This is a genomic window from Roseibium aggregatum, from assembly GCF_014692675.1.
In the GTDB taxonomy this organism is placed as follows: Bacteria; Pseudomonadota; Alphaproteobacteria; order Rhizobiales; family Stappiaceae; genus Roseibium; species Roseibium aggregatum_C.
Genome location: NZ_JABFCZ010000082.1, coordinates 1 through 1,058, shown reverse-complemented (window position 1 = coordinate 1,058; position 1,058 = coordinate 1). Strand labels below are relative to the sequence as shown.

General features: G+C 57.7%; 2 protein-coding genes. Both read right to left on the bottom strand.

Going from position 1 to position 1,058, the window contains the following annotated elements:
* Position 1 precedes the first annotated feature (1 nt).
* Positions 2 to 538 carry an inner membrane CreD family protein gene (locus HK439_RS26375; protein WP_328804253.1) on the bottom strand — a complete coding sequence of 179 codons (537 nt, stop codon included), beginning with the start codon at positions 536 to 538 and terminating at the stop codon, positions 2 to 4.
* Positions 466 to 747 (bottom strand): hypothetical protein, encoded by a 282-nt coding sequence (locus tag HK439_RS26370; RefSeq protein ID WP_190294460.1) that lies wholly within the window; start codon positions 745 to 747, stop codon positions 466 to 468. The genes HK439_RS26375 and HK439_RS26370 overlap by 73 nt, the downstream gene beginning before the upstream one ends.
* Between the last annotated feature and the right edge of the window lie 311 nt (positions 748 to 1,058).

Genomic DNA, 1,058 nt, shown 5'->3' with positions numbered 1-1,058 from the left:
ATTATGAGGACCAGACTGCGCGGATCTCCATCTTGGCCGGGGCTCGACCCCGAGACCGGATACGTTGACGCAGACTGAACAGAGCAATCTTCAAATTACCCCTTGCAGACGGGGCGGGCCATACGTTCAATTCCCCCATTCCGGGCTCGAATGCAACGCTCCGGGCGCCGTCGAGCGTAACGGCCGCGTCGCTTTTCATGGCCCGGATGTCACCGATGGCGATAACCAGTTCCGCCTTGTCCGCGGCGATCTCGATCGTGCCGCCCTCCCGGGGCTCGAACGCGCCTGCCGGAGGCGGCGCGAAGCGGCCCTTCAGATCAAGACGGCTTTTATAGACCGGCAGCGAGTAGATCGATCGCTTTCGCTCCTCGACTTTTATGTCCCCGGTCGCGTCGAGCTTTTCCGGAAACAGGACGACCCTGCGCCAGCGCGTGGCGGTCTTTTGCTTGTCGTCCACCATCGTGGTCACGGTCTCTGAAAAGGGAACCACGAGATAGGGCCCGTTGATTTCCTGGCTTCCGCCCCAGGACCCTTCGATTTCCCGGGCGACTTCCCGCGCCCGGTCGGCGCGTCATCGACCAGAATCCAGACGAATGTGCTCGGGATGAGCAACAACATGGTAACAACGCTGATGATGATCAGTTTGACCGACGGCGAATTGATCAGGTTCTCGCCAAAGGAAACAGTTTTCGGTCGGGCCGGTGCCGAGGATTTCGGTTCACCGGCTTCATGAATATCGCTTGTCATAGCAAATAACCCTCTGCCTAAAGGTAATACGCCATGATCAAAACCGGCAGTTGAGCTGATAATAGGAAGCTTTCGGGATTTCTCGGGGGCAAAACTGCGGCGAGAATTTTCCGGGACGACCTGCAATTGTGGCAGACGGGTTTCATCACACCCAACGACAGAGCCCGTCTTATAGAACTTTTGAAACGTATGGCCCGCCCCGTCTGCAAGGGGTAATTTGAAGATTGCTCTGTTCAGTCTGCGTCAACGTATCCGGTCTCGGGGTCGAGCCCCGGCCAAGATGGAGATCCGCGCAGTCTGGTCCTCATAAT